Source organism: Roseateles amylovorans, from assembly GCF_025398155.2.
Lineage (GTDB): Bacteria > Pseudomonadota > Gammaproteobacteria > Burkholderiales > Burkholderiaceae_C > Roseateles > Roseateles amylovorans.
On the sequence record NZ_CP104562.2, the window covers coordinates 2,952,916 to 2,974,081 of the forward strand.

A 21,166-nucleotide genomic window follows, 5' to 3' on the forward strand; every position below is an offset into this window, starting at 1 on the left:
GGCAAAGCGCTTGGGGCATTTAAAGGACGGATTCAAGACTCAGCCCGGCTTTCATCTCTACGACCGCAGCCGTGTTCGATCCCTTCGGGCTGAACCACTCCGTCGGCTTGACCAGCGTCGCGGCACTCAAAACCTGGTTCAGACGAAAAGTCCTCGGGCAATCCCGTCCGTTGGCTTCGGCAAGGGCGCCATATCGACCATCAACGCGTGAACGAGCAATGACCCAGCTGATGGATATCTTGTCCCCAGATGACTACGCAAAGCGCTTTGAAGGCAGCAGTATCCGGGACTGCGCCGTCATCGATCGCGGCCTGTTTTTCTTCATCAGCCTGCAGGATTGGGACGACCACAAGCCTCGTCCCTTTGCTGAAGAACTCCAAACGCGCCTGACGAAGCTTGAGCTCAATGCCGAGAAGCGCTGGATCACGACTTTCATGGATGGGTATTCCGGCCTGATGTGTTCGGGCCCCAGAGAAGCGGAGATCGTCTGCGTGGCCGTTGATGGCCGAGGCAAGGTGCTGGCCAAAATGCTGCAGGGCTCGAACGACGAACGGGACGTTCCTGGCGGGAAAGGTCATGGTCCTTGCCGGGGAAACATTGCCAAGATCAAGCCGTTCGCAGGACGCCTGTATGGCTGCGGAGGGGGCCGCAGCGTGTTTTATCGAAACGGCCCTGGTCTGTGGATAGAGGTGGGACCGCTTCCGCCGGAAGGTCGCGGAGAAATCGGTTTCCATGATTTCGATGGATTCAGCGAGTCGGACCTGTACGCCGGCGGCGGCCAGGGAGATGTCTGGCGCTATGACGGCCGCGCGTGGCACCAGGTTGCCTTCCCCTCCAACCAATGGATCGAGTCGCTGTGCTGCGGCGCAGACGGCCATGTGTATATCGGCGCAGAGTCCGGAAGCGTTTTCCGTGGCCGCGGCGATCAGTGGGAGTTGATTCATCAAGGCAATCTGAGCCTGCCATTCCGTGACATGGTCTGGTTCAACGATCGTGTCTATGCCACCAACGATTACGGTCTATGGGAGATCCAGGACGGCCAGGTTCGCCCAAGCGCCGCACCGATCGAGATCACCAACTGCGCAGGAAACCTGTCCGTGGCCGACGGTGTCATGCTGATGGCTGGCCCGCACGGCGCGGCCCTGCATGACGGTGGATCCTGGTCGCGGCTCTTCAGCATCGGCGAACTGGCCCGCCAGTCGACTGCTCGATGAACGACACCGCTGCGCGGCAGACGATGCGAGCGCCGTTGGCCCCTCGGTGGGAGACACTGTGGCTTACTGGTCGCGCCCATGCGACGCGGATCATCTTTAATTTGAGGATTTGAAATGATGATTGACGAAGTTCGCTGGACTGAATTTCTGAAAGGCTATGTCGTCAAGGACTGCACCATCGGCTTTGAAGAGGGCCGCTTGGGGTTCCTGCTCTATGAAGAGCTTGAAGAAGGTGCCTCACTGGAGAACGGCTTCAAGATTCGCATCCTGTCGGTCAAACTGTCCAATGACATGGATAAGCGCTTCTTCTCCATGTCTGCCAATGGCTTAGGGGTGGGAGCTCGCTTGGCGAGCGCGTGGGCACCTCAAAACGAAGAGTTTGTAGCCGTCGGCATCGGACGTGAAACATATTCGTACAAGCCCAAGGCCTATAAAGGTCGAGAGGAAACTATTCCATTTGAAGGCCGAAAGCTTTCGGCGGATGCTTATCACGAGTTTGATGCAGCGATCACAAAAACGGTTCGGGTGGGGTGCACGGTCTTCGCTGTCGGCGTCCCATTTCGCATTTTTGAAAGAATGGACGCTCAGCGCTGGAAGGAGCACGATGACATTGCCATCCCTCCCGAAATAGGCAGTTCTGATCGCGAGACCATGATGGACGCGGTGACGAACAGCACATTTCAAGATCTGGCTGGAACTTCCCCTCAGGATATGTACGCAGTAGGCGGCGAAGGTACGGTCTGGCGACGTCAAGGTGAGGCCTGGAAACGGATGAAGTTTCCTGGAGATTTATCGCTTCATACGGTGGCAGTCGAGCCAAATGGTACGACATACATCTGACCTGCTCGGGAATTTCGAGACAGTAGTTCCTAGAAGACGGCGGGTTGCAGGACTTGATGGAGTTGCTGCTTGAACTCCGTCGGGGTCAAGTATTGCAGGCTGCTGTGCGGCCTGACCTCGTTGTAGTGCTGACGCCAGGACTCGATGACGACCTTGGCCTCGCGGCGCGAGCGGAACCATTCAACGGACAGACATTCGTCGCGGAGCTTGCCGTTGAAGCTCTCGTCGGTACCGTTCTGCCAGGGCTTGCCCGGGTCGTTGAGCACGGTCGCGATTCCGGCGCCGGCGATCCATTCCAGGATGGCCAGGCTAACGAACTCCGGCCCGTTGTCCGAACGCATGAACAGCGGCGCTCCGTGCACGCTCACTAGGCGTGACAGCACCTCGATCACGCGCTTGGAACGGATGGAGCCGGCCACGTCGATGGCCAGGCACTCGCGGGTGTACTCGTCGATGACGGTCAGGCACTTGAGCTGCTGGCCCGTGGCCGTCGTGTCAAAGACGAAGTCGTAGGCCCAGACCATGTTGGCCTTGAAGGGCGTGTGCACGCGCGGCCGCTGGGACGCAATGCGTTTGCGCGAACGCTTCCTGGGCACCAGCAGACCCGCCTGTCGCCACAGCCGATGCGTGCGCGACCAACTCAGCTCGAAGCCGCGCCGACGCAGGAAGATGCGGATGCGCCGGTAACCGTAGCGTGGGTACTGGGCCGACAACTCCTTCATCGCCTCGATCACTGGCGCATCCTTGGCCAGCATGCGCGGCTTGTAGCTGGGCGTGGCCCGGGACATGCCGACGAGCCCGCAAGCCCGACGCAGACTCAGGCCGCGCTCGCGAGCGAAGGCGACCTGGGCGCGTCGAGCCGGCGGGCTCACCATTTTTTTGCGTTGATCTCCTTCAGGACCTCGATGTCCAGATCACGCTCAGCCAGCAGCTTCTTGAGCCGGCTGTTCTCCAGCTCCAGGGCCTTCAGGCGCTTGACGTCAGCCACTTCAAGCTGGCCGAAGTGCTTGCGCCAAGCGTAGATCGTGGGCTCGCTGACCTTGTGCTTCTTGGCCGCTTCCGCCACCGTGGTGCGGTCCGCCTCGCGCAGGATCGCCACCATCTGTTCTTCCGTGAATCGACTCTTTCTCATGGGCTCCTCTTGGGATAGAGCCATCTTCTCTGGAAATCAACGTCTCGGAGAAACCGGGCAGGTCACATCACCGATGCACGTGGGTCGGTCTGGCAGGGAAATGATCACCAATGGGAACGAATTGTTCAGGCCGATCAAATGCTGCCCTACCAGGATTCGGTCTGGTTCAAGGGGCGACTGTATTGCGCCAATGACGCCTACGGATGCTTCGTCCTTGAAGACGGGGAGATGATTGCGGCCCATCGGGCAAAGCGTGAACCGATGCCAGCTGAAACCGCCATACACGCCCATCGACTCGATGTGTCGCCCGATGAAAACCGATTGCTTGTGGCGGGAATGTACGGCGCTACGATGTTTGATGGCAGGACGTGGTCCATCCTCTTCAACGGCGATCTCTACGAGTGAATGAAATCACTCACGCTCCGTGGGCCTCTTAAATAGGCCGAGTGCATTCAAAGGTCGAGCACAGACGGGAGTCTTTGTGGCACCCTTCGACCTGCCGCTGCTCGCTCAGCCTCTTAGTTCCCCGGCGCCATGTTTGCTTTTTGAATGATGCGCGCGTGGGTGTCCATCCGCTACAACGAACGTTGCATGACGGTTGGTGTGTGTGGCAGCGAAGTCGCGACTTACAGCGACAACGGGAGCTACCATCGCATGATGGACCGTCAATACAAGTGGTTTGCCTGGCTGCTCCTCGTAATAGGCGTCGGAGCCTTCGTGGCTAGCACTAACATGATTTTCGCACTCGATCCTTCCCTCCCGCAGGGACTTGGCTGCCGAGTATTTTGCGGACTGGCACTCATCGCAGCTAAGTTGTTCGGCATTGCCTCTGGGCATGCGCTTCTAGCCACCTTCTATGGTGCATGTGGCCTTGGGTGTTTATGGCTAGCCTCACGGTTGCCACGTTCCATCTGAGCAACGCGTCCAAGTTTCACTCGGCCATCGAGAGCGAGTCGCCGCTGAGTTTTTCCAGACCTTCCCTAGGTGAATTGAATGCCGACCATGTCCCATCCGGCGCTGCATTGAAGAAGGCAGCCGAGGACTATCTGAAGAAGATCGACGTCTGGTCTGAACTGAACGATAAGCAACGGGAATCCGTTCTGAACCGTGTCTATAACAATGCCAAGACGATCACGGTCCCTGAAGATGTTCACAAGGAAGGTCGAACCTGAGGCACAAGAACAATCAGCCCCAAGTTTCTGACGATTCCAAGGGCCTCAAGGCAGCCTTCAAGAAGGATGCCGAATCCATTCAGAATTCAATGGATACGAAGGACCATGGCTGCAGTGAGAAATATGCTGAAGCGGTCAAGGAACTTGAAGCTTTTGACTTTGACCAGTACGTGAAGGACGCGGTGCGAAGTCACCATTCCGTGAAGCCACATCTGTAATCACTCATTTTAGTTGACCGTCATGAACCTGGAAAAGCTCATTCCCTTCTTTGCTGATTCTCCTGTCAATGACGCCTTTGATGACGTTATGCAGGAGCTCCAGATCAAGAGCCGACCCAAGGGGCCAGATGCCACCGTCTTCGTCCGCACGCCCGACGAACAGCTCGCTCTTGAATTCGCCGCCAATGTCAGCTTCAAGGAAGACCGTACTATGCCGGCAAAGTCCGATGAGGCCTATTTGCTCGCCGGGTTCGACGCCTATGCCGGCGCGCCGCATAAACTCCCATTCGGCTTGTTTTGGGACATGGATATTGCCAAGGTGCGTGCCGCGCTTGGCGAATCGCGGAAGGCCAAGAATCACAATGCCACCTTCTTTCATTCCGGCTTGCGGGTCACCTGCCGATTTGAAGACGATGCGATGAGCAAACTCAAGTCGATCGGCATTACGGTGATCGATATTCACGCCAAAGAGCTTTACAACCTGTAATCGCGAACATGTCGCGCCACTTGAGCGCTGAATGGGGGCGCGGCGATGAGTCTTTCAACGCAGGAGCTCATGACATTCGTCGGACGTTCACCGTCCGCGGGCGATTTCGATGCTTGGTTGGATTCCCACAGGATTCGAAGCCGTCCTCACACCGCTGGAAGAAGACCTGTATTCGAGCGCGACCCTCACAAAGCTCTGATGAATGCTCGCACGAGCGAGATCGAGGACGATGACGTCACGGCCTTGTCCTGATCTACGACGACAAGGCCCTCTATCGAAGTCTGGCGGGAAAACCGCCTGGCCTAGTTGTGAAGCGTCAAGACGTTATGTTCTGAAGCATTGAGCCTGGTCATCGGTGAGACGCCGACGATGCCGCTGTGCGGGCGATGCCAGTTGTAGTGCGGCACCTGACGAAGATGAGGATGCAACCCACCCATGAGCATGACTGTTCACCCCCCTCTGTTCGATCGCCCCAACTGGAACCGGTTCATGGCCGGCTACATGGTTCGCGACTGCACCATCGGATTCGAAGATGGCCGCTTGGGATTTCTGCTTTTCGAGGAGCTCGCCCCGGACGCCCAGATGGAGGACGGGTTTCAGATTCGTCTGCTGGCGGTGAAGGTCGGCAATCCGTTGGAGACGCGTTTCTTTTCTCTGTCGGCCAATGCGCTGAGTGTCGGCGCGAATCTGTCTTCCGCTTGGTCTCCGCTGGGTGAATTCGTCGCCGTCGGGATAGGACGGCATGTCTATGGGTATCGGCCAAAAAGCCACAAGGGCCGAGAGGAAGACATCCCGTTTGAGGTGCGCAGACTTGCACCATCCGCTTACAGCGAGTGCGGCTGCGCAATCCTCAAGACAGTCAGGGTGGGAATGACGGTCTTTGCGGTGGGCGGACCGTTCAGAATCTTCCAGCGGATCGGCCCGCAGGAATGGCAGGAACATTCAGAGATTCCCATTCCCGCGGAGCTTGGCAGCAGCGACCGTGAAACGGCTTTGGCAGCCATCAACGCTTCGTCGTTCGAAGACTTGGCTGGTCTCTCGGAAGAGGATATGTACGCCGTGGGAAGCCGTGGCGCATTGTGGCGGCGCCACCAAGGCCGCTGGGGCCGCGCGCGCTTTCCAAGCACACGGGATCTCCACACGGTCGCCGTTGCCCCTGACGGCACAGCGTACGTGACCGATCATCGCGGCTGCGTCTGGAAGGGAAAGGACAGCGAGTGGACTCAGTTGGTGGAAGCGGATCTCTCACTTCCATATCAGGACTCGGTCTGGTTCAAAGGGCGCCTGTACTGCACCAATGATCTGGCCGGCTGCTTTGTGTTGGAGGAAGGCCGCATGGTGGCTGCCCACCGAACGGCGCACGACCCGATGCCGGTCCGATGCGCATTGCACGCGCATCGGCTTGATGTCTCGCCGGATGGCGGTCGGCTCTTGGTCGCCGGGATGTCTGGCGCCAGTCTGTATGACGGTCGCCAATGGCACCTGCTATTCGATGGTGAGCCCGACAGCGATTGAGTCTGCATTCCGACGTTGAAGGAGATGAAGAATGAGTTTTTATCAACTTGAAGATTCTTACATTCAAAGATCTTTCAAGGATCGCTGGTTCTATGACTGTGCAGTCATTGATAGAAATACATGCAGCTTCATCTTATTCAATCGCGTTAGCGAGGACGATGGAAACCGCGTGCTCGGGACAGTCCGCTTCGGCGAAGAGGGTTCTTGGAAAGCACGCAGATATGCAGGTTTTGTCCTTCCAATGCTCGGTGTGGCGCCGAACCTGGGAAAAACCTCTGTGATGTTGGGCCGTATCAGTGGTGTGGCCGTTCACGGTGACGCAGGCGATGAGAAGTGGCCCGATATCGCGGAATCTCCCAACGGGCCACTCCGAACGGGCGCCGACTGTATGGCCACAATTAACGGTCGACTTTATGTTGGCGGAGGTTGGCGTCATGTGTGCTTTCTGAACGATGCGAGGGAGTGGGAATCCATCCGCCACAACCTGCCGGATCCACCAAATCCCAAGAAGGCCAGCCGATTTGGTTTTGACGCAATCGCTGGCTTCAATGCTAATGACATTTATGCCGCTGGAGGTGAGGGGGATCTCTGGCGCTTTGACGGCCGGTTTTGGCGTCAATGCCAAGTTCCCACCAATATGATGATGGAAACTCTATGCTGCGCCGGTGATGGCCATGTGTATGTAGGGCTGCAATCCGGTGGCCTCATGCGCGGCCGGGAGGATGAATGGGAAGTCATCCACCAAGACAACATGAGCGTCCCCTTCAAAGACATCGTCTGGTACCAGGAGCAACTCTGGTGCACTTCGGAGTACGGCCTGTGGACCGTCGGCAAGGATGGCAAGTTGGTCGATGCGGATGTGCCCGCATTGGCTTCTGCCTGCTCCGGAAATCTGTCGACAGCTGACGGCATCCTGATGGTGGCGGGCCTTAATGGGGCCGCCATCCACGACGGAAACGAATGGCACCGTCTGCTGTGATCGTCTCTGCTGTCCGGAGCTGCTGAATGTCAGTCCAAGCGCCCCCGAGACCGCGCTTTCCAGCATCGGAAGAGCGGCCCGTCGTGCTGCCTTTGGTGCGACGGCACGCGGAAGATGCCGGGTTCTATTGGCAGTTGCTCGCTCGACCGCACGCTGCCTGCGCTGCCTTGGCTGGTCGCAGAAGATGCCGCCGGAGAGGTCTGTGGCTACGCCTATGCGGGCAAGCACCGGGAGCGTCCGGCCTATCAATGGTCGGTAGACACCACCGTCTACATCCGGGCCGACCAGCGCGGCCTCGGCATCGGCAGGGCGTTGTACGAGCGTCTGTTGGCGATTCTTCGTGAGCTCGGCTACTGCCAGGCCTTTGCAGGCATCGCCTTGCCGAATGCGGGCAGCGTCGCGCTGCATCAAGCCCTCGGCTTCGAACCGATCGGCGTGTACCGGGGCGTCGGCTACAAGCATGGCGCTTGGCACGACGTCGGCTGGTGGCAGAAAACCCTGCGAGCCGACGCGGCGCCAACCAACGTGACAAGCTTCGGCGGCGTCGCGACCGGCCACGAACAAGCCCGATCGCAATCCGCGCCTACTTCACCTTGATCACCACCTTGCCCTTCGCCCGGCCGGCGCGCACAAAGTCGAGCGCCTCGTTGGTCGACGCAAAGGGGAAGACCCGATCGATGACAGGCCGGATCACGCCAGCCTCGATGAGCGCTGTGATCTCTCCCAACTGACCGCCGTCCGCCTTCATGAACAGGAACGAAAAGCGCTTGCCTTGGCGGCTTGCCTTTCGGCGGATCCCGGCGCTCAGCAGGCGCATCACCAGCCGCACGAAACCGGAGGCGCCGATCGCCTGGCCGAACTCCGGATCCGGCGGCCCAGAGATCGAGACCACCTGCCCACCGCGCTGGAGCACGCCCAGAGACTTCTCCAGCGTTTTGCCGTCCTGGCTGTTGAGCACGACGTCGTAGTCACGGAGCACCTCGGCGAAGTCCTGCTTCTTGTAGTCGATGACCACATCGGCGCCCAACCCCTTCACCAGCGCGACGTTCGTGGTGCTCGTCGTGGTCGCGACCGTCGCGCCCAGATGCTTGGCCAACTGGATCGCGAATGTGCCGACACCGCCCGAGCCTGCCTGGATAAAGACCTTCTGCCCGCGCTTCAATCCGGCCCTTTCGACCAGTGCCTGCCAGGCGGTCAGCCCCACCAGCGGCATCGCCGCGGCTTCTTCCATCGTCAGATTCCTGGGTTTGAGCGCGAGCGACGCTTCCCTGACCGGGACGTACTGCGCGAAGGTGCCGATCCGGAAGTCGTCCGCCCGCGCATAGACCTCATCACCGGGCTGGAAGCGGCGCACCCTGGCGCCCGTTTTGACGACGACGCCCGCCACATCGTGGCCAAGCACCACGGGCAGGCGATAGGGCAGGATCAACTTGAACTCGCCGTCCCGGATCTTGGAATCCAGCAAGTTCACGCCGGCCGCATGGACCTCGATCAAGACTTCGTCGTCTCGAATCTCAGGGGTCGGCCTCTCTGTCGATGTGAGCGTGCTGGTCTTGCCGTAGCGCTCAAGAACAAAAGCTTTCATGGTCGTGCTGGTTCCTGGTTCCTGGTCCTGGTTGCTCTGCGTCCTGATTCCTGGCGCTGCGGCGTCACTTCGCGAGGAAGGCCAGTGCCCTCGGCACGAAGTCCTCGTGATACTGGAAGATGCCGCCGTGGCCGGCATCGGGATAGACGATGAGTTCGCTATGGGGCAGGCGCGCGGCCAGGTCGTAGCTGTTGCGGGTCGGCACCATCCGATCATCGCTGCCGTTGGCCACAAGGACCGGCTGTCGGATCAACGACAGGTCGGCAGGCGGTTTCTGGCCCCATGCGCTCAGTGCCTGCAATTGCGCCACATAGGCCCCGAGCGCGATGGCCTTGTCCCTTGGCGCTGTCCGTTCCTGCAAGCGGTTGAGGAAGGCTTTGCCCGCCTCGATCCCCCCGGGCGTGCGGGTGAAGAAGAGGTATTGCTTCGGGTCCTGACCGGTGAAGGTGGCGCGCAGCAGGTCGAGATTCGCCACGCCGGCCACGGTGCTGATGCCCGGACCGCCCGCCGGGCCGGTGCCGGTCAGGATCAGCTTGCGGACCAATTGCGGCTCCTTCAGCGCGATCTCCTGGGCAATCATGCCGCCCATGGAAAAGCCGAACAGGTCCACCTGCTGGAAGCCCTTGGCCTTGATGAAGGTGATGGCATCGTCCGCCATCTGTTCCACGGTGTTGGCCGGCGATCCGGTCGAGGCGCCCACGCCGCGGTTATCGAACGCGACCAGGTGATGCCGCGCGGCAAAGCCGTCCATCACGCGCGGATCCCAGTTGTCCAGCACCGCGGCCAGGTGGCCGAGGAAGACCACCGGCGTCCCGCCATGCGGCTGACCCAGTTCGCGGTAAGCGAAGTCAACGCCGCCGGCGGTGAGCACCTGCGTGGGAACGTTCTTCCACGTCGTCTGCTCGGCGGTGACGGTGGCCACCGGGGCGCCCGCGGGCGGGACGGTCGAGTCAACAGCCGCGCAGGCCGTCAACAGCCCAGCGGAAAGGGCCATCAGGCCCAGGAGGGATCGGGAAAGAGGGCACACGGTGTCTCCGCTGGCGGGTAGGGGATCGAGAACGCGTTGGCGATCAGCGCTGCGGGTGATAGCGCTCAGCGGCATGGGCCTGCCGGATGTCCGACAGCAGCAATTGGCGCGCGCCATCCAGCGCATCCCAGCGGCCGGCCTCGGTCAGGGGCGGGACCGTGACGAGCTCGCGGCGATCGAAGCCGATCAGAGCGGCATCGACCAGTTCCTCGACCGGCATGACTTCAGGCAACGCATTGATGTCCATACCGGCACGCTCCCAGATCTCGGTGCGCGTGGACGCCGGCAGCACCGCCTGCACATAGACCCCCTTCGATCCCAGCTCGACATGCAGCCCCTGCGACAGGAACAGCACGAATGCCTTGGTGGCACCGTAGATCGACATGCCGAACTCGGGCGCAAAGCCCACCACCGAGCCGATGTTGACGATCGAGCCCGTACCCGTCTCGGCGAAGCGCGGTGCCACGGCGGCCGCCAGGCGGGTCGGGGCAGTCGTGTTGAGCGCGATCAGTTGCTCGATGCGTTGCGGCGTCTGCTGCAGCAGGCCGCCCGTCTGCGCGATGCCGGCGTTGTTGATCAGGATGTCGATGCGGGCATCGTCGCGCAGGCGTGCCTCGACCGCTGCCAGATCGGCCTCCTGGGTCAGATCGGCGGGCAGCACGTCGACAGCGACCTTGGCCTCGGCGCGAAGACGGGCGGCCAGGGCTTCCAGGCGGGCCTTGTCGCGGGCCACCAGCACCAGGTCGTGGCCGCGTTGGGCAAAGCGCTCGGCATAGGTGGCGCCAATGCCGCTGGAGGCGCCGGTGATGAGAACGGTGGGGCGTGTGGTCATGGACGTACTCGTGATGGGTAGGTGAGAAGGGCGCAGGGCGGGGAGTGCCCACCGGAGCCTGTGAAATGGTCGATCTGGCCGACGGCACCGCCGTCCTGAACGGGGTTTGACGTCTGGACGGGGCGGGGACGTCGGCTGGGTCGATGGGCTCAATGATGATGACCGTCATCCAAAAAGTCAAGATTTGGATGATGGTCGACATCTATGTATAGTGAGCGCTGTTCACGCAACCGCCGATCAGCCCGACATGAAGGTCAGCAAAGCCCAGGCGCAAGCCAATCGAGAGCACGTGGTCCAGACGGCCTCCGCCCTGTTTCGGGAGCGGGGCTATGACGGCGTGGGCGTGGCCGATCTGATGGCCGCCGCCGGTTTCACCCACGGCGGCTTCTACAAGCAGTTCGAATCGAAGGCCGAATTGATGGCGGAGTCGGCCGCCTGCGGCATTGCGCAGACCGTGGCCCTGTCCGAAGGCGCCACCGCTGCCAACTTCGTGTCGGCCTATCTCTCCCGCGAACACCGTGATGCGCCCGCAAAGGGCTGCACCATGGCCGCGCTCGGCGGCGATGCCTCGCGGCAGTCAGAGGCGGTGCGCGCCACCTTCGCCGGCGGCATCGAGGGCATCCTGGCGGGTCTGAATCTCGAAGGCACCGCACTCGATTCGGACGATGCCCAGGAGGCCCGCGCCAAAGGCCTCAGCGTGCTGGCGCATGTGGTGGGCGCCGTGGTGATGTCACGCGCCTGCCCGGATGACTCGCCCTTGGCCGACGAGATCCTGGCCGCCTGCCGGAAAGAGATCCTGGCCTCGCTGGTCCCGCCGCCGAGCGCGCCCAAGCCCGGCCGCCGGCGGGCTGGTCCTCGCGCCGGCAAGCCGTCGGTCGACAAAGGCCGCTGAGGGGCGACGCCTCTGCCGCTGCGCCATGGGAATGGCGACAGCGCGCGCTGCAGTGACGGCGGACCTGTCGATGCCGCGCGGGGTTCGCGGGGCTTGCCGGGCTCGCGGGTCTCCTCGTCTCATGCTGCAGGTCGGTTCTGCGCGCCTATGATCCCGGTCATCTCGTCTCACGGCATCGCCCCCGCGCACCATGACCCCCGACCATCTCCCTCAGCTTCTCGGCCTCACCAACACCGACGAGGCCCTGATCGCCGCGATCATGGCCAACGCCTCCGGCGACGCCAAGCTCACGCCCAAGCGCATTCAGGACCTGAAGGCGGACTTCGTCATGCTGCGCCAGGCCGGCCTGGTGATGTCCTTCTCCACCCGCGAGACCCACACCAGCGACTTCGGTCCGCCCCGTGGCGACGGTCCGCGGGTGCTCAGCGGCTTGTTCTACTACCCGATGGGCAGTGAAGAGGTCGATCCGTACGAAGGCGTCGCGCCCCTGGCCGCCGGCCGGGTGCTCACCCGCGAGGACGCGCTCGCCGCCTACGGCGAGCCGTCCGACGGCGAAGAGGAAGATCCCGATGGCGACGACGTCGTCGAATGGGAACAGTGGCATGTGCAAGGTCTCGAACTGACGGCCGATTACGACGACGATGAACAGGTCGTCACCCTGACCGTGTCCTTGCCGATGGTGTTCTGACGGTCGATGGCGGCGGTCGGTCGGGCCGCAGGGGCCGGACGTCCCGCACATGCGGGACAGTGGGGCGGTGGCGCCGCCCTGGGGTAGGGCATTCCTGAGGCGTCGGAGTGACTTTGGTCGCTTCCCCGCCCTTGGGCCGAGGCCTACCGTGGGGTTTGGTCGCCTATCGCCCCCGCCCGGCCCCGCCATGCCATCTCCTTTCCGCCTCAAGACGCCGCTGCCCGACGACACGCTCCGAGTGCACGCCTGCGCGTCGCGCGAGGGCTTGAGTGAGCTCGGTGAGACCACGCTGACCCTGCTCAGCGATCGCAAGGACATTCAGGCCAGCGACCTGCTCGGCAAGGCCGCCACGCTGACGATCGCACTGACCGATGAGACGCCGCGTCATCTCAGCGGCTATGTGACCCGATTCGCGCAGACCGGTTTCGAGGGCCGCCACAGCGTCTATCAAATGACGATGGTGCCCTGGCTCTGGCTGCTGACGCGCACCGCCGATTGCCGCATCTTTCAGGAGATGACGGTCCCGGACATCGTCAAGGCGGTGTTTGACGACCATCCCGTGGCCCGCTTCGAGTTCAAGCTGCAGCGGCCCTATCGCCGCTGGAACTACTGTGTCCAGTACCGCGAGACCGACTTCAATTTCGTCGCCCGGCTGCTGGAGAACGAGGGCATCTACTGGTACCTGACGCACGACGAGTCCGGCCACACCCTGGTGCTGGCCGATTCGGCCAGCGCGCATGATTGCGCGCCGGGCTGTGAGTCGCTGCCGTTTTATGCGGGGGGCGCGCAGACGCCGCCGCAACTCGCCTTCATCGACCAGTGGACCTCGGTCCAGAGCCTCAAGGCCGGCAAGGTGGTGATCACCGATTTCGATTTCGAACGGCCATCCACCTCGCTGCTGACCAGCCAGGCCCGCACCCGCAACTACGACCTGTCCGACGGCGAGATCTTCGATTTCCCCGGCGGCTACCTGCAAGGCGCCGATGGCGCCCAGTACGCCGAGGATCGGTTGGACGAGATCCAGACGGTGCACGATCGCTTCGAGGCGTCCACCAATGCCCAGGGCGTATGCACTGGCCATTTGCTGTCGCTCACTCGCCACCCGCGTGACGACCAGAATGCCAAGTACCTGGTGATCGGCACCACGCTGCATTTGCGGCAGGCCGCCAGCGAATCGGGTTCGGGCGAGTCCGATCTGCGCTGCGCTTTTCAATCCATCCCGTCCACCCAGCAATTCCGGCCGTTGCGCCGAACGCCGAAGCCCATGGTGCCGGGACCGCAGACGGCGATCGTCACCGGGCCTTCGGGCGAAGAGATCTTCACCGACAAATACGGCCGGGTGAAGGTCCAGTTCCATTGGGACCGCCGCGGCGCACGCAATGAGAAGAGCTCTTGCTGGATTCGCGTCTCCCAGCCGTGGGCGGGCAAGGGCTGGGGCGGGGTGTCGATTCCGCGCATCGGCCAGGAAGTGGTGGTGGATTTCGTCGAGGGCGATCCGGATCAGCCGCTGATCACCGGCCGGGTCTACAACGCCGAGCAGATGCCGCCGTTCGAGCTGCCCGCCGGGGGCGTGGTGAGCGGGATGAAGTCCAAGAGCCACAAGGCCACCGGCTACAACGAGCTGTCGATGGACGACACCGCCGGCAAGGAAAAGATCACCATCCACGGCCAGTACGACATGGCCACCACGATCGAGCACGATCAGACCTCGACCATCCACAACAACCGGACCGACAAGGTCGATGTCGACGATGCCGAGACGGTCGGCAACAACCAGACCCAGACGGTGGGGGTGAATCAGACGATCAGCATCGGATCGAATCAGGACCTCACCGTCGGCGCCAACCGGACCAAGACGGTGGGCGCCAACGAGACGCTGACCATCGGCGCCAACCAGGTCGAGAGCGTCGGGGCCACCCGTTCGCTGTCGGTGGCGGGGTCGGACACGCAGAGCTTCGGCAATGTGCAGACTGTCACCGTGGCGCTGATGAAGACCGAGACCATCGGCGCGGTCTATGCGCTCACCGTCGGCGCGGCGATGAACCATGCAGTCGGCGCGGCGCTGATGCAGGAGGTTGGCGGCGCGAAGGTGGTGGCCGTGGGCGGGCTGAGTTCGGAACAGATCGGGGTGAGCAAGTCAGTCTCCGCCGGCACCAACATCAGCGAGCAGGCCGGGGCGAAGATCAGCCACAAGGCTGGGGCGTCCTACACCGTCGACGCAGGCTCGACGATGGGCTTCAAGTCGGGCGACGATTACGGCGTCAAGAGCGGCGCCAAGGTGGCCATCGAAGCCGAGACCGAGCTGGTCCTCAAGGTCGGCTCCGCGCAGTTGATCATGAAGAGCAACGGGGACATCACCCTCAAGGGCGCGCAGATCAATGTGCAAGGCAGCGGCAAGATCAACATCAAGGCGGGCGGAGACCTGAACCTGAAGGGCTCGCCCAACATCAATCAGAACAGCTGATGCTCGTTGCGGGCGGTCCGTCAAGGCAATCGGTAGGGCTCCCCCTCGAAGTCCAGATCACGCAGGTCGCCTGGTGTGGCCAGGTAGGGATTGGCGGTGGCCAGTGACTCGGTGAAACACCCGGCGAGAAACGCCCGATCCTGCGATTCATCCCGAGGCAAGCCGGGATCAAATGTCGGGCGGCCGAACAGCGGCCCGAGCTGTTCACCGACGCGCTGATCGAACAGGTCGTCCAACGGATCCGACGGGATGGGTGGCGCAACCGCGGCCAGCCGCTTCAGGGTGTGATCGAGCCACTGCTGAAACCCGTCCCGCTGCGGCAGGACATGCATGACGAGCCGGTACAGGAAGCTCAAGGCGCCGTACAGATCTCCCTCGTGCCGGACACCGTTGTTGAGCCCGAAGCTGAGGTGGGTCATTCCACACCAGAGCGGTCCGTCAATGGGCCCCACCCATTCATCGCGTTCCAGCTCGAAATAGACCAGGTAGCGCGGATCGACGGTGGCGCACCAGCTCGCTTCCAGCACCTGGACCGGATCGGGCCGGTCCTGCAAGCCGTCGAAACGCCACACCAGCCATTCATACAGCGCCACGGCCAGTGCCATGCGGGCACGGACCGACAGGCGCGCGGATTGGTCCAGCAGCGGCACGGCATCCGCCCGAAAGTCGGCGTCCACCCGGGCGTCGTCCCAGACAAAGCGCAGGCTTCGGCGCGCATTCGCGTCCAGCTGCACCCACGCCGGACAGGTCAATGCGCTGGGCGGCAGCGGCGTCACGGCTGGTGGCGGTAGGGCGCTGCCATGCCGGCCTTGAGCAGCTCCGCGGCCGGCCGCAGATAGGGGTTCTGCTCGGGCAGCAAGCCATCGAAGATCGACGGCGCACCGGCGGGGCGGAAGTCGGCGATGCTGGCCGGCTTCTGCGCGCTCATGGGCACACGTTCGGCAGGATGGGTCTGCTGCAAGCGCTTGAGCAGCTCCGGCAACCAGGATTTGAAAGCGGGAGACCGTCCGCAGACATGCTCGGCCAGCATGGACAAGCCCAGGGCCACGTTGAAGATGGACTCGGGGTCGCCCGGTTCCAGGCCTTCGGCAAAGGCATCCCCCATCATCGTTGTGGCGGCCCAGATCGGACCATCGGCCGCCATGTTGCCGTCCGCTTCCTCCGCATCATCCGGCTCCGGCAGCTGTGCGTATCGGGGATCCACCAGCGCCACCCACGCGGCTTCAATGCGGCGCAGCGCGTCCCCCACCTTCATGGGGTCTGCCTGTTGCGCCACCCGCGCCACCACCCATTCGGTGTTCGCAATGATCAGGCCGAACAAGGCACGGTCGTTGATGGCCCGGAACGCGTCGGCCAGCTTGGGCTTGTCCTCGGAGCGTGCGGCCATGAACTTGTCGGCGGTTCGCACGGTCCACTGGTAGTCGATGCCCAATCGGGCCACGCCTGAGGCGTTGAGATGATCGATGAGTGTCATGAGGTTCAGAGAAGGAGGGCAGTTCGCTCGATGTCGGGCGGAGGATCCATGCGGCCATTGGTGGCGCGTCCGTCCACCATCTTGGCCAGCCGGCGGTAACCGCCTTGTCGGTTGCAGTCCGCCTTGTGCAAGGCCACCGGCTGGTTCATGAAGTTGCAGATCAGGATCTGGATATCACATTGGTTGGCCGCATTGCAAAGCATGGCATAGCAGTCCGGGCACGGCATCCCGGAGTACTGCGGCCCACCGCTGCCATTGGATCGCCAATCGATGTTGAGCAACACCGAGCCGCCCTGAAGCTTTGCGCCGCTCTTCATCATGTTGGAGAGCTGATTGAAGATCTTGCATTCAGCGTGGGCACCTTTCCCGCCGCCGGGATGCACATATTCATTGCAAAGCGCGCCGGCCTTCTTCTTGGCCGCGGCGTGGGTGGACGAGGTGTCCTCGCGGATCGCCTTGTTGAGCCCCCGACGTTGCGCCGCCGTGCCGCCCCGCGCGGTCTTGTCGATGTAGGTGTCGGACAGCTTGTTGCTGGAGAAGGTGCGCACCCCCGAAGCGCCCGGGATCGTGCTGTAAGCCGATGAATAGGTCATGCCGGTGCCCGCCGCCATCTCCCACGGCGGCTTTGGCCCGGTGGGGTTGCCTGAGGCGTCCAGCTTGGTGCGCACCCGCTTCGGGCTGTTGGTGACGAACTTCTTGCGCTCCTCCAGATTGCGCTGCTGAAGGGCGCTGCAGTCCAGTGGTTTTCCCAGTCCGTCGGCGACATTGCCGGCATACACCATCATCGACGTGTTCATGGCGCCATTCAGCGGTTGTTGTTGGTGGACAGATCGAGCAGACGCTTGGCGTTCTTGCCCTCGAACTTCACATTGAAGGACCAGGCCTGCGACACCGTCTTGCCCTGGATGCAATGCTCGATGACATTCATGCCGAAGGACCGGGTCGCGGCTTCATCGCCCTTGCAGGTCGCATAGTGGGATTCGCTCTTGATGCCCACCTGGCCTCCCTTGATCTTGACCGAGCGCGCCCCCTTGGCCGTGTCGCTGGCCTGGGCGAAGTTGGGATAGGGAATGGGAATGGGCCCCGCCGGTGGTCCGGGAGGCGACAGGCAGACATCGGGCATGGCCCCCGAGATGTGGGTGGTGTCCTTCTCTGCGGAGACTTCACGGCCATTGGCGAAGACATTGGCGCTCATGCGAACGAACTCCTTGCAAACGGGCAGGGCGGTTCCGCCGACGCGCCGCGTGAGGCGGATGGCGGGCGGGCGTACGGAAGGCTATCCATGCTGAAGCACCAAGGCGGCACGGTGGCCGTGATCACTGCCGACATGGCACAACGCGCGCGGTCCAGGGGCGTAACCCCACCGAATCGCATGGTCCGCCCAGGACAGCAGGCAGGGCAGGATCGCAGCGCCGATCTCCCCCAGATACTCGATCGGATGCCACAGCGCCAATGGCGTGGATCGCTCGCCGCGGTCCAGTCGCATCGGAATGAACATGGCTTCCTTGAACTTGTAGTGCTCGCCCGACAGGTCGGTGAGCCGGAAAGCGATCTCGCTCAAGCTCATGCCTGCCGCCGCGAGCGCCGTTCTCACCGCCTGTGTCAGCCCTTGTCCGAGAAGCGGCTCGGTGCTGTCGATGGTGGCGTGCTCCATGGACTGGCCCAGGCCCACAATCCGCAGCGTGCGCGCGTCATCGCCAGCCGATCGGGACAGCAGCACGGCGGACGCCGCCTCGCCCGGGAGAAAGCCATTCGAATTGCCTGTGCACAGCAGCCGACGCTGCTGGTCATAGCGGCTCAGGGTGTCTCGGTGCAGATAGCTGTCCACGCCGGCGACCAGAATGTGATCCGCGCGGCCCGCTTGGATGAGCGCCTGCCCCAGGGCGATGGCCTGCGCCGCGCCGGCCTGCCCGAACGGGAACACCGCGGAGTCCGGGTGCAGCCGGGCCTCCAGGCGGTCGGCCACCGCGCCCAGAAGTTCCTGCTCCAGCCTGCCCGGGCGGCCGGGACGATCGGGCTCGGACACCCCGACCAACAAAGGGATGTCGGTCAGCGAGACCCCTTCCATCGCCTGTAGGCATTCCAGCACCGCCGGGCTGAGCAGGTCGGCCAGCAAGGCCACGCCCGCCCAGCGCTGCGGCAGACTGACCTGCGCGCAGGCATAGGGCTCGCCGCCTTCTTCGTCGGCCCACAGGCGGGTGCGCACACCACTGACGCCAGCCCGCAGCGCCGCCAACGAGGCCGGTGCGTTGTAGCCCAGCGCTGTCACCATGCCGCTGGCGCGCAGCCAGAGCCCGCTCATGACCGTCCTCCGCGCCGCGCCGCCACCGCCTCGGCGAGGCTGCGGTGATAGGTCTTGTTGGGAAAGCGCCGCGCGCGGTACCAGGCTTCGCTCATGTCGCCGGTGAGGATTTCCTTCACATCGAACACGCTCTTGCCCAGCGCCAGGCCGGCGCGCCAGGTCGCGGTGAAGCAGTCCTCGTCGGGCTCGAACACCAGTGTGTCGAGCACCGCCTGGCGCGTGATATCGCGGCAGCGGTAGGGAATGAAGGTGACCGGCATCGACAGCCGCGGCAAGGCAAAGGCCCGGCGGCCGTCCGGGGTCAGGTGTTGCAGCACCACGGGTTCACCACCCTGCGGATACGGGATCTGCTGATCCAGAGGGGCCGCCTGGAAGTAGCGCTCATCGAAGTCGTTGGGCCAGAACGGCGCCTGTTCTTCCAGCCAGCGGGCGTCATAGGTGCCGGCCAAGCCGTGTCGCGGCGCCCATTGGCGGCCGACCGGCGTGAAGGCCATGGGTCGATAGGCACCGTCGTGGCGGGTCACGGGCTGCCCGACCTCTTCCAGATTCGGCAACGGCTGACCCTCGAGGTGGTCGGTGAAGCGCCAGTAGCCGCGTCCGACCGGATTCGTCGGCAGACTGTGGCACTGCCCCGTGCGGGGCAGGGCGGTGCTGTCGGTGCCGCCAAATGCGCGCTCGTAGCCGAGCGACATCTCGCGGAAAGGCTGAGGGTCGCTCGCATTCACCCCACCCACCAGGGATTGGTGCCAGTGCCGATCGCCCACCACCGCGATCTGCTTGGTCATGTCACCCACCCGCATGCCTGCCACCAGACGCCTGACCCGCGTGCCCGCCGGCGCGTGGGCATGGCCGAGCACCAGCACATCGCAGGCCGGCTTGGCATGAGCGAAATCCGTCTCCCGGGTGGGCGCGCTCAAGCCGGGCTCCCCGATGAACTGGTCCTCCCGGATCAGCTCGCGCTGTGTCTCGTGCTGCAGCACCGGCTCGGTGGCATCTCGAGGCATCCGGAAGGTGGCCTTCACGATGGCGACCAGCCGCTCGCGCCCGTCGCGCTGAAAGCCGAGCGTCCAACCGGCGGAATAGGGCGTGGCGTTGGTGAACTTCATGCCACCGCCCAACGCTGGTGCTGCCAGTCAGCGCGTCCGGTGGTCGGAAACACAGCGGTGCCGGGGCGCAACCGGGCCGCCTCGATCGCTGCGCTGCGCCGCTGCCGCTGCGTGCCGTGGCGCAGGACGAGCAAGGCCGCCTCTTCGCTGATCGGTCGGCCGCCGAGATGGCGCACCCCGCGTCGAAAGCGCGCCAACTCCGCCTGCCACCAGCGCCGCAGGGCATCGGGATCGGCCCACGGCGCATGCACATCGTCAGGATGGACCTCGTCCAGCGCAATCGCATCGTGCCGCCATTGCGGATCCTCCAGATCCAGTCCGGTGATCGAGGCCATCGCCTCGCCGGCCGCCTGCGCCAGGGTGGGCTCATCGCACAGTTCCAGCAGCCACGGCACCGCGGCCGGATCGCCCAGCACGCCGGCGCCCACCACCGCCAGCCGCTGGCTGCGGCCCTCCGTGGCAAGTCGACGGATGGTCTCCCTGGCCCAGTCCGGGCGACCGGCTCGCATGGCGATGTCAAGGCCGGCCGCGGTCTGACCAGCCTGATGGCTCACGTCGTAGGCCGACTCGGCCGCACCTTCGTCGCCGCCGAGGGCGAGCGACCACGCCGACCAGAACCGGCAGCCCGGATCGGCGTCGTGCTCGGCGGCCTGCAGGCGGTCGCGATGGCCGGTCAGCCCCAGTTCGCCGACCGCGCGAAAACCTTCGGCCCGCAACAGCGGATCGGGGTCCTCCATGGCCGCGACCAAGGCCTGCCGGGGATGCACTCGACGCTCGATCTGCACCGACAAGGCCAGCGCACGGTGCGCACTCACCGCCGAGGATTGAAGGCGGGGGAGCACCGGCTCCAAGGTACTCGGCGGGACCCACGACAGCGCGGCAATGACCGGCGCGCGCCATGCCGGTGCGCTGAGTGCGACCGCCACGACGTGGCCCATGGCTTCGGCATCGCGGCGGACGAAGGCCTGGTGAGCCGCCACGAAGAGCGTGCCCGCGTCCACCTCACCTAAAGCCCGCAGCGCCAGTTGAAGGCCGGTAGAACCTGACAGCAGCAAGCCTTCCAGATGCGCCAGCAGGCGCTCATCGAGGGTGGCGAGTTGGTCGAAGCGGTAATGGGGCCCCAGGCCGGCCTGTTCACGCGCGATCCAAAGGAAGGCCGCCTCCTCCGCATGCTGGTTCAGGACCGGTGCGTTCTGCAGCGCGGAGATTTCCGCAGGACTGAAACCATTGTGCATGGCA

Annotated in this window: 22 protein-coding genes; 11 read left to right on the forward strand and 11 right to left on the reverse strand. The window is 63.5% G+C overall.

All coding sequences use genetic code 11. The annotated features are described in order from the left end of the window. Positions 1–71: 71 nt before the first annotated feature. Both N4261_RS12470 and N4261_RS12475 read left to right on the forward strand, forming a co-directional pair. Positions 72–1,214 carry a beta propeller repeat protein gene (locus tag N4261_RS12470; protein WP_261760457.1) on the forward strand — a complete coding sequence of 381 codons (1,143 nt, stop codon included), beginning with the start codon at positions 72–74 and terminating at the stop codon, positions 1,212–1,214. A 114-nt stretch (positions 1,215–1,328) separates the two neighbouring features. After that, the gene (locus N4261_RS12475; protein ID WP_261760458.1) at positions 1,329–2,054 is read left to right on the forward strand and encodes a hypothetical protein; all 726 of its coding nucleotides are present in this window, start codon (positions 1,329–1,331) and stop codon (positions 2,052–2,054) included. A gap of 29 nt (positions 2,055–2,083) precedes the next feature. On the opposite strand, the gene N4261_RS12480 is transcribed toward N4261_RS12475, so the two are convergent. Further along, a protein-coding gene (locus N4261_RS12480) for an IS3 family transposase (RefSeq protein WP_261756600.1) occupies positions 2,084–3,186 on the reverse strand; the annotation gives its coding sequence in 2 pieces (ribosomal slippage) (positions 2,084–2,928 and positions 2,928–3,186; 1,104 coding nt in all). A gap of 138 nt (positions 3,187–3,324) precedes the next feature. Here N4261_RS12480 and N4261_RS12485 point away from each other — a divergent pair. From N4261_RS12485 to N4261_RS12515, 6 genes are all read left to right on the forward strand, one after another. Continuing rightward, on the forward strand, positions 3,325–3,591 hold the full coding sequence (locus tag N4261_RS12485) for a hypothetical protein (protein ID WP_261760459.1): 267 nt from the start codon (positions 3,325–3,327) through the stop codon (positions 3,589–3,591). 470 nt (positions 3,592–4,061) lie between these two features. Next, positions 4,062–4,358: a hypothetical protein gene (locus tag N4261_RS12490; RefSeq protein WP_261760460.1), complete on the forward strand. Its 297-nt coding sequence runs from the start codon at positions 4,062–4,064 to the stop codon at positions 4,356–4,358. A gap of 240 nt (positions 4,359–4,598) precedes the next feature. Then, positions 4,599–5,063, forward strand: a complete 465-nt coding sequence (locus N4261_RS12495) for a hypothetical protein (RefSeq protein WP_261760461.1) — start codon at positions 4,599–4,601, stop codon at positions 5,061–5,063. 435 nt (positions 5,064–5,498) lie between these two features. Next, positions 5,499–6,578, forward strand: a complete 1,080-nt coding sequence (locus N4261_RS12505; RefSeq protein WP_261760462.1) for a beta propeller repeat protein — start codon at positions 5,499–5,501, stop codon at positions 6,576–6,578. 31 nt (positions 6,579–6,609) lie between these two features. Continuing rightward, positions 6,610–7,557 (forward strand): hypothetical protein, encoded by a 948-nt coding sequence (locus N4261_RS12510; protein WP_261760463.1) that lies wholly within the window; start codon positions 6,610–6,612, stop codon positions 7,555–7,557. 114 nt (positions 7,558–7,671) lie between these two features. Then, complete coding sequence (locus N4261_RS12515) at positions 7,672–8,154, forward strand: GNAT family N-acetyltransferase (RefSeq protein ID WP_261760464.1); 483 nt, start codon at positions 7,672–7,674, stop codon at positions 8,152–8,154. On the opposite strand, the gene N4261_RS12520 is transcribed toward N4261_RS12515, so the two are convergent. From N4261_RS12520 to N4261_RS12530, 3 genes are all read right to left on the reverse strand, one after another. Further along, complete coding sequence (locus N4261_RS12520; protein ID WP_261760465.1) at positions 8,141–9,142, reverse strand: NADP-dependent oxidoreductase; 1,002 nt, start codon at positions 9,140–9,142, stop codon at positions 8,141–8,143. The two genes, N4261_RS12515 and N4261_RS12520, sit on opposite strands and share 14 nt — an antisense overlap. A gap of 64 nt (positions 9,143–9,206) precedes the next feature. Then, a complete protein-coding gene (locus tag N4261_RS12525; RefSeq protein ID WP_261760696.1) occupies positions 9,207–10,136 on the reverse strand; it encodes an alpha/beta fold hydrolase in 930 nt (309 codons plus the stop codon). Positions 10,137–10,212: 76 nt separating this feature from the next. Continuing rightward, entirely contained in the window at positions 10,213–11,001 is a 789-nt protein-coding gene (locus tag N4261_RS12530) for an SDR family NAD(P)-dependent oxidoreductase (RefSeq protein ID WP_261760466.1), read from the reverse strand. Positions 11,002–11,248: 247 nt separating this feature from the next. Between N4261_RS12530 and N4261_RS12535 the strand changes: the two genes are divergently transcribed. The 3 genes from N4261_RS12535 (at position 11,249) to N4261_RS12545 (ending at position 15,045) form a co-directional block, all read left to right on the forward strand. Continuing rightward, entirely contained in the window at positions 11,249–11,893 is a 645-nt protein-coding gene (locus N4261_RS12535) for a TetR/AcrR family transcriptional regulator (RefSeq protein ID WP_261760467.1), read from the forward strand. Positions 11,894–12,083: 190 nt separating this feature from the next. Continuing rightward, on the forward strand, positions 12,084–12,581 hold the full coding sequence (locus N4261_RS12540; RefSeq protein WP_261760468.1) for a hypothetical protein: 498 nt from the start codon (positions 12,084–12,086) through the stop codon (positions 12,579–12,581). A gap of 187 nt (positions 12,582–12,768) precedes the next feature. Beyond that, a complete protein-coding gene (locus N4261_RS12545; RefSeq protein WP_261760469.1) occupies positions 12,769–15,045 on the forward strand; it encodes a type VI secretion system Vgr family protein in 2,277 nt (758 codons plus the stop codon). 20 nt (positions 15,046–15,065) lie between these two features. Here N4261_RS12545 and N4261_RS12550 read toward each other — a convergent pair whose 3' ends face one another. The 7 genes from N4261_RS12550 to N4261_RS12580 all read right to left on the reverse strand — a co-directional run bounded on the left by N4261_RS12550 (position 15,066) and on the right by N4261_RS12580 (position 21,162). Beyond that, positions 15,066–15,821 carry a hypothetical protein gene (locus tag N4261_RS12550; RefSeq protein WP_261760470.1) on the reverse strand — a complete coding sequence of 252 codons (756 nt, stop codon included), beginning with the start codon at positions 15,819–15,821 and terminating at the stop codon, positions 15,066–15,068. After that, positions 15,818–16,519 (reverse strand): hypothetical protein, encoded by a 702-nt coding sequence (locus tag N4261_RS12555; RefSeq protein ID WP_261760471.1) that lies wholly within the window; start codon positions 16,517–16,519, stop codon positions 15,818–15,820. The genes N4261_RS12550 and N4261_RS12555 overlap by 4 nt, the downstream gene beginning before the upstream one ends. Positions 16,520–16,524: 5 nt before the next feature. Beyond that, the gene (locus N4261_RS12560) at positions 16,525–17,316 is read right to left on the reverse strand and encodes a hypothetical protein (protein ID WP_261760472.1); all 792 of its coding nucleotides are present in this window, start codon (positions 17,314–17,316) and stop codon (positions 16,525–16,527) included. A gap of 8 nt (positions 17,317–17,324) precedes the next feature. Then, positions 17,325–17,714: a PAAR-like domain-containing protein gene (locus tag N4261_RS12565; RefSeq protein ID WP_261760473.1), complete on the reverse strand. Its 390-nt coding sequence runs from the start codon at positions 17,712–17,714 to the stop codon at positions 17,325–17,327. Positions 17,715–17,795: 81 nt separating this feature from the next. Next, positions 17,796–18,821: a beta-ketoacyl synthase N-terminal-like domain-containing protein gene (locus tag N4261_RS12570; RefSeq protein ID WP_261760474.1), complete on the reverse strand. Its 1,026-nt coding sequence runs from the start codon at positions 18,819–18,821 to the stop codon at positions 17,796–17,798. Then, on the reverse strand, positions 18,818–19,927 hold the full coding sequence (locus N4261_RS12575) for a DUF2169 family type VI secretion system accessory protein (protein WP_261760475.1): 1,110 nt from the start codon (positions 19,925–19,927) through the stop codon (positions 18,818–18,820). The genes N4261_RS12570 and N4261_RS12575 overlap by 4 nt, the downstream gene beginning before the upstream one ends. After that, positions 19,924–21,162, reverse strand: coding sequence for a TIGR02270 family protein (locus N4261_RS12580; protein WP_261760476.1), 1,239 nt, complete (start codon positions 21,160–21,162; stop codon positions 19,924–19,926). Before N4261_RS12580 ends, N4261_RS12575 begins: the two co-directional genes overlap by 4 nt. Positions 21,163–21,166: the final 4 nt, after the last annotated feature.